Source organism: Cupriavidus basilensis (assembly GCF_029335485.1).
Taxonomy (GTDB): Bacteria; Pseudomonadota; Gammaproteobacteria; order Burkholderiales; family Burkholderiaceae; genus Cupriavidus; species Cupriavidus basilensis_E.
Genome location: NZ_JARJLM010000537.1, coordinates 1 through 6,464, shown reverse-complemented (window position 1 = coordinate 6,464; position 6,464 = coordinate 1). Strand labels below are relative to the sequence as shown.

Sequence of the window (6,464 nt, the reverse complement as noted above, 5' to 3'; positions counted from 1 at the left end):
GCAATGTGCCCAACGGACGCATGAGCGAGTTCCTGAGCAAGGAGGCGCAGCCCGGCCAGCCGATTTCCTTCGCCGGCCCTTATGGCAGCTTCTACCTGCGCGACGTGAGCCGCCCGGTGCTGTTCCTCGCCGGCGGCACCGGCATCGCGCCCTTCCTGTCGATGCTGGATGTGCTGGCCGCGAACGGCAGCCGGCATCCGGTCCGGCTGGTGTACGGCGTGACGCATGAAATCGACCTCGTGGCCCTGGAACAACTCGACGAAGCACAGCGCAAGATCGAGGATTTCGCGTACCGCACCTGCGTGCTCGACCCGGCCGGCAGCGAGACCCGCAAGGGCTATGTGACCCAGCATGTGGAGCAGGACTGGCTCAACGGCGGCGACGTCGACATCTACCTGTGCGGCCCGGTCGCCATGGTGGACGCGGTGCGCGGCTGGCTGAAGGACGCCGGGGTGACGCCGGCCAGCTTCCACTACGAGAAATTCTCGGCCAGCAACGCTGCCTGACCCCACGCCACGAAACACGGACACGTCATGAACACAAATGCGCGCTTTAGCGGAAAGATCGCCGTGGTTACCGGCGCGGCGCAGGGCATCGGACGCGGCGTGGCACTCGCCGCCGCGGCCGAGGGGGCCAGCGTGGTGCTGGCCGACCGCTCCGGGCTGGTGGCGGAAGTCGCCGCGGAAATCAAGTCCCGGGGTGGCGAGGCACTGGCCGTGCAAGCCGACCTCGAGACCTATGCCGGCGCCGGCAGCATGGCCAGCGCCGCGCTGGAGACCCACGGCCGCATCGATATCCTCGTCAACAACGTGGGGGGCACCATCTGGGCCAAGCCCTACCAGGAATACGAGGAAGCGCAGATCGAAGCCGAGATCCGCCGCTCCCTGTTTCCCACCCTGTGGTGCTGCCGCGCGGTGCTGCCCGCCATGATCGGGCGCCAGCAGGGGGCCATCGTCAACGTCTCGTCGATCGCCACCCGCGGCATCTACCGCGTGCCCTACGCCGCGGCCAAGGGCGGCGTCAACGCGCTGACCGCCAGCCTCGCCTTCGAGCACGCGCAGGATGGCATCCGCGTCAACGCGGTGGCCACCGGCGGCACGGAAGCACCGCCGCGCAAGGTGCCGCGCAACACGGCGGAGCAGACCCCGCGGGAGGCCGCCTGGTACCAGGGCATCGTCGACCAGACCATCGCCTCCAGCCTGATGCACCGCTACGGCACCATCGACGAACAGGTGCGCGCCATCCTGTTCCTGGCGTCGGACGAAGCCTCCTACATCACCGGCTCAGTCCTTCCGGTAGGCGGCGGCGACCAGGGCTGAACGCGAAAAAGTGCTGCCGAAGGTGATTTCCCGCGAACGCGGATTTCGCGGTCCGCATGCTATGCCCACGGTGTTCCGGGGGCGGCTGGACGTTTCGCCCCGGCAGTACCCGCGTGGTTTCAGCGCGTTCGCCGGCCGGCATCGCCCATAGAAAACCCATCAAAATCAATTGCTTGGCACCCAAGCGCGGCGTTCGAAGCCGCCCCGCAGCGGTGCCACCGGGCCGCACGGCGACACTTGCCTGCCGCCACGCCACCGGGCCCGGCGATCAGGAAAAACCCTCGATTCCAGTACCGCCTCCCGCTGTCCAGCCCCCGGTACGGGTTTTCCTCAAACATCCCTCTCAAGTTCCGTGCCCGCCATTCGTTAACCCCTGTAAGACCATCCGCGCACCCCGGATGACAAGACCTGCTCGGCTCAAAGGGCCAAGCTGAGCGGGTTTCACCCTTTTTTTCGGCCCTTTGCTTGCCGGTCATTCCCTCAAGAATGGCAAGGCATTCCGATACAGGCATCTCATGGCGAATACGCTCACTTCTTCCCAGGCTGACGGCAGCAACACGAGCAAGCGCGGGCGACTGCTGCTGGTGCTCGGCGTCGTGCTCGTCGCGGTGCTGGGTGCCGGGGGCTTTTTTCTGGGCAACATCCTAAGCAACCGCCAGCCGGCCGCGCCGGCCGCACCGGTTGTGGCGCCGCCGATTTTCGTGCCGCTGGAAGCCTTTACCGTCAACCTGAAGAGCGATGACGGCGACCGCTTCCTGCATACCGGTTTGTCGCTCAAGGTGGCGAACGCGAAGGACCAGGCGCGCATCACCGAATACCTGCCGGAAGTCCGCAGCCGCATCTTGCTGCTGCTGTCGGCCAAGCAGCCGGCCGACCTGGCGACCGTGGAAGGCAAGCGCAAGCTGGCCCAGGAAATCCAGCAGACCGTCAGCAAGCCGTTCGCGCCCAACCTGCCGCAACAGCAGGTTGTGGACGTCCTATTCACTTCCTTCGTGGTGCAGTAAGCGCTTGCCCTGCCCCACCAGCAAAATCCGACATGAATTCGTCCTTGCCTGCCTTGACCGTTTCTCAGCTTGCCCGCCAACGCCGGCGCGCGGACTGACTGGCACATGGTCGCTTTCATTCATCACGGCATTCACGGGGCAGGACACTAGATGGCCTACGACAAGTTCCTCTCGCAGGACGAGGTAGACGAATTACTGAAAGGCGTGTCCGGCGAGACCGACGCGCCCGAAGTCGCGGCGCCGGTCTCCGAGGATGGCGTCCGGCCGTACAACCTGGCCACGCAGGAACGCATCGTCCGCGGCCGGCTGCACACGCTCGAAATCATCAACGAGCGCTTCGCCCGGCAGATGCGCACCCAGCTGTTCAACTTCATCCGCCGTGGCGCCGACATCTCGGTCGGCTCGATCCGCATCGAGAAATACGGCGACTTCGTGCGCAACCTGCCGGTCCCGACCAACCTGAACCTGGTGCACATGAAGCCGTTTCGCGGCACCGCACTGTTCGTGTTCGACCCCAACCTGGTGTTCCTGGTGGTCGACAACCTGTTCGGCGGCGACGGACGCTTCCACACCCGCGTGGAGGGGCGCGACTTTACCCAGACCGAGCAGCGCATCATCCGGCGCCTGCTCGACCTGGCGCTCGGCAGCTACGGCCAGGCCTGGCATGCCGTGCACCCGATCGAGCTGGAATATGTCCGCTCGGAAATGCACACCAAGTTCGCCAACATCGCCATGCTCAGCGAGGTGGTGGTAACGACCGCCTTCCATATCGAACTCGGCGCGGTGGGTGGCCAGCTTCACGTCTGCTTCCCGTACTCGATGATCGAGCCGGTGCGCGACCTGCTGATGAATCCGCTGCAGGACGAGGTCGAAGTCGACAAGCGGTGGATTACCCAGCTGTCGCAGCAGATCCGCTCGGCCGAGGTCGAGCTGGTGGCCGAATTCGCCCACCTGCCAAGTACCGTGGCCGAGGTGCTGGCGCTGCGCGCCGGCGATGTACTTCCCATCGAGCTGCCCGAGCAGGTGTTCGGCAAGGTCGATGGCGTGCCCGTCATGCAATGCGGCTTCGGCACCATGAACGGCCAGTATGCGTTGCGGGTAGAACGGATGATCAATCACCAAGAAAGCGATTCCAACAAGGAAACCGACCATGACTGACGGCAAAGAGGACAAGCCGGCCGACCCGATGGACGACTGGGCCAGCGCCCTGGCGGAGCAGACCAGCGCCGAGGAAACAGCCGCTGCTGCTGCGCCTGCCCCGGCCGCCGCCATGCAGGCCACGGCAACACCAGCCGCCTCCAAGGTCTTTCAACCGCTGGAAAAAGACACGCCGAGCGGCTTCCACAACGATATCGAGATGATCCTCGATATCCCGGTACAGCTCACGGTAGAGCTTGGCCGCACCAAGGTGCCGATCAAGACGCTGCTGCAACTGGCCCAGGGCTCGGTGGTGGAACTCGATGGCCTGGCCGGCGAGCCGATGGACGTGCTGGTCAACGGCTACCTGATCGCGCAGGGCGAGGTGGTTGTGGTGAACGATAAGTTCGGCATCCGCCTGACCGACATCATCACCCCGTCCGAACGCATCCGGAAGCTCAACAGATGAACGCCAGCCTGCGCCGGACAGCCATCGCCGCGCTTGCCGCCGGCGTGGTCCTGGCGCATGCCGCGCCCGTGGCCGCTCAGGCCAGCGCCGCGGCCGCAAGCCCTGCCGGCGGCCATGTCGCCGTCGGCGGCGCAACCGGACTGGCGCAGGCCGGCCTCGGCCTGTTCGCCGTCATCGCCCTGATCCTGCTGCTGGCCTGGCTGGCGCGCCGTGCCGGCCTGGTGCGCCATGGCCAGGGCGGCGCGATGAAAGTGGTAGGCAGCACCATGCTCGGCCCCCGCCAGCGCCTGGTGATGGTGGAAGTCGGCGACACCTGCCTGGTGCTGGGCGTCAGCGCCGGCGAGATTCGCACGCTCCACACTTTGCCCGCGCAAGCCGCGCACAAGCCGGACCAGACCGGTGCCGCGGCCAGCCCGGGTTCGGCCGGCAGCTTTGGACAAAAGCTGCTGCGCGCCATGCAAGACAACCTCAAGTCATGACTTTCCTGCCTGACGCCCCCCGGCGCTTACTGCATCATCACCTGCATCGCCACCTGCAACGCCCTCTCCAGTCCGTCCGCGAATATGCCAGCCAGCCCTCCAGGCTGGTGCTGGCGGCCATACTGGCTGCGGCCTGCCTGGCGCTGGTGGTGCTGCCGGCCATGGCCCAGGCGCAGGCCTTGCCCGGCCTGACCAGCAAGGCCGGCCCGGGCGGCAGCCAGACCTGGTCGCTGTCGGTGCAGACGCTGGTGCTGCTGACTTCGCTGTCCTTCCTGCCGGCGGCCATGCTGATGATGACGGGCTTCACCCGCATCATCATCGTGCTGGGGCTGCTGCGCAATGCGCTGGGCACCGCCAGCTCGCCGCCCAACCAGGTGCTGGTAGGCCTGTCGCTGTTCCTGACCTTCTTCGTCATGTCGCCGGTGTTCGACCGCATCTACACCGACGCCTACAAGCCGCTGTCCGAAAACAGGCTCAGCCTGGAGGATGCCACCGACAAGGCCGCCGCGCCGCTCAAGGCCTTCATGCTCAAGCAGACGCGCGAGAAGGACCTGGCGCTGTTCGCCCAGATGGCCAAGGCGCCGGAGATGCAAGGCCCGGAAGACGTGCAGATGCGCATCCTGGTGCCGGCCTTCGTCACCAGCGAGCTCAAGACCGCCTTCCAGATCGGCTTTACCGTCTTTATCCCCTTCCTCATCATCGACCTGGTGGTAGCCAGCGTACTGATGGCGATGGGCATGATGATGGTGCCGCCGGCCACCATCTCGCTGCCATTCAAGCTGATGCTGTTCGTGCTGGTGGACGGCTGGCAACTGATACTGGGCTCGCTGGCGCAGAGCTTCCTGAACTGATCACGGGGCCCGCGCCCCAACGAAGGCTTTCGCCATGACACCGGAAACCGTAATGACCATCGCCACCCAGGCGATGAAGATGACCCTGATGCTGGCCGCGCCGCTGCTGCTGGTCGCGCTGGTGGCTGGCCTGGTGGTGAGCCTGTTCCAGGCCGCCACCCAGATCAACGAAATGACGCTGTCCTTCATCCCGAAGCTGGTGGCGCTGTTCGCCACGATGGTGCTGGCCGGCCCGTGGATGATCAACACCTTCGTCGACTACATGCGCTCGGTGTTCCAGGGCATTCCCGCCCTGGCCCACTGAGCCGCGCCGGGTTACGCCAAGCGCCGCATCGAGCCACCGTGCTGTCCGTCACCGCCGCCCAGCTTTATGGCTGGATCGCCGCCTTCCTCTGGCCCATGTTCCGCCTGCTGGCGCTGTTCGGCACCGCGCCGCTGTTCAGCGAGTCGACCATTCCGCGGCGGGCCAAGGTGGCGCTGGCGGCGCTGCTCTCCGTGATCATATCGCCCACCATCGACAAGCTGCCGCTGGTGCCGGTGTATTCACTGGAAGGCCTGCTGATCATCCTCAACGAGGTTGGCATCGGCCTGGCCGTGGGCTTTGCCATGCGGCTGGTATTCGCCGCCGTGCAATATGCCGGCGAAACCATCGGCATGCAGATGGGCCTGTCGTTCGCCTCCTTCTACGACCGCTCCGCCGGCGGCCAGACCATGGTGCTGGGCCGCTTCCTCAATATCGTGGCCATGCTGATGTTCCTGGCGCTGGACGGCCACCTGCTGCTGCTGGCCACGCTCGCCGACAGCTTCAGCAGCCTGCCCATCTCCTCCCAGCCGCTGTCCGGCGCCGGCTGGGCAGCCGTGGCGGCGGCCGGCGCCAGCGTCTTCTCCTCCGGGCTGCTGCTGGCGCTGCCGCTGATCGCGGCGCTGCTCACGCTGAACCTCGCCATGGGCATCCTGAACCGCGCCTCGCCGCAGTTGTCGATCTTCGCGGTGGGTTTTCCGGTCACGCTCTCCGGCGGCATCCTGCTGATGATGCTGGTGATGCCGCAGATGAGCACCTATATGGAGCGGCTGATCCAGAATGGACTGAGCTCCGTGGCGACGATGCTCGGGCAATTTGGCTATTGAGTGCAGGCATTGGCGCTTCCGGACTTCAGGTTCCTGCCGTTTTCCCCGTTTTTCCGAGCTAGCGAGCGCCCATGGCC

General features: G+C 65.9%; 8 protein-coding genes and 1 pseudogene. All 9 read left to right on the top strand.

What is annotated here, in order from left to right:
- A pseudogene (locus P3W85_RS33565) lies at positions 1-506 on the top strand (benzoate 1,2-dioxygenase electron transfer component BenC); the annotation flags it as partial.
- Positions 507-533: 27 nt separating this feature from the next.
- Positions 534-1,319 (top strand): 1,6-dihydroxycyclohexa-2,4-diene-1-carboxylate dehydrogenase, encoded by a 786-nt coding sequence (locus tag P3W85_RS33560; RefSeq protein WP_276267919.1) that lies wholly within the window; start codon positions 534-536, stop codon positions 1,317-1,319.
- Positions 1,320-1,834: 515 nt separating this feature from the next.
- Entirely contained in the window at positions 1,835-2,323 is a 489-nt protein-coding gene (gene fliL / locus P3W85_RS33555; RefSeq protein WP_017228896.1) for a flagellar basal body-associated protein FliL, read from the top strand.
- A gap of 150 nt (positions 2,324-2,473) precedes the next feature.
- Positions 2,474-3,481, top strand: coding sequence for a flagellar motor switch protein FliM (gene fliM, locus P3W85_RS33550; protein WP_017228897.1), 1,008 nt, complete (start codon positions 2,474-2,476; stop codon positions 3,479-3,481).
- A complete protein-coding gene (fliN, locus tag P3W85_RS33545; protein ID WP_017228898.1) occupies positions 3,474-3,929 on the top strand; it encodes a flagellar motor switch protein FliN in 456 nt (151 codons plus the stop codon). Before fliM ends, fliN begins: the two co-directional genes overlap by 8 nt.
- Entirely contained in the window at positions 3,926-4,408 is a 483-nt protein-coding gene (fliO, locus tag P3W85_RS33540) for a flagellar biosynthetic protein FliO (protein ID WP_276267918.1), read from the top strand. Before fliN ends, fliO begins: the two co-directional genes overlap by 4 nt.
- A gap of 161 nt (positions 4,409-4,569) precedes the next feature.
- Complete coding sequence (gene fliP / locus P3W85_RS33535; RefSeq protein WP_276267920.1) at positions 4,570-5,259, top strand: flagellar type III secretion system pore protein FliP; 690 nt, start codon at positions 4,570-4,572, stop codon at positions 5,257-5,259.
- Positions 5,260-5,293: 34 nt separating this feature from the next.
- Positions 5,294-5,563: a flagellar biosynthesis protein FliQ gene (gene fliQ / locus P3W85_RS33530; RefSeq protein WP_035807451.1), complete on the top strand. Its 270-nt coding sequence runs from the start codon at positions 5,294-5,296 to the stop codon at positions 5,561-5,563.
- Positions 5,564-5,601: 38 nt separating this feature from the next.
- Positions 5,602-6,387: a flagellar biosynthetic protein FliR gene (gene fliR, locus P3W85_RS33525; RefSeq protein WP_017225030.1), complete on the top strand. Its 786-nt coding sequence runs from the start codon at positions 5,602-5,604 to the stop codon at positions 6,385-6,387.
- Positions 6,388-6,464: the final 77 nt, after the last annotated feature.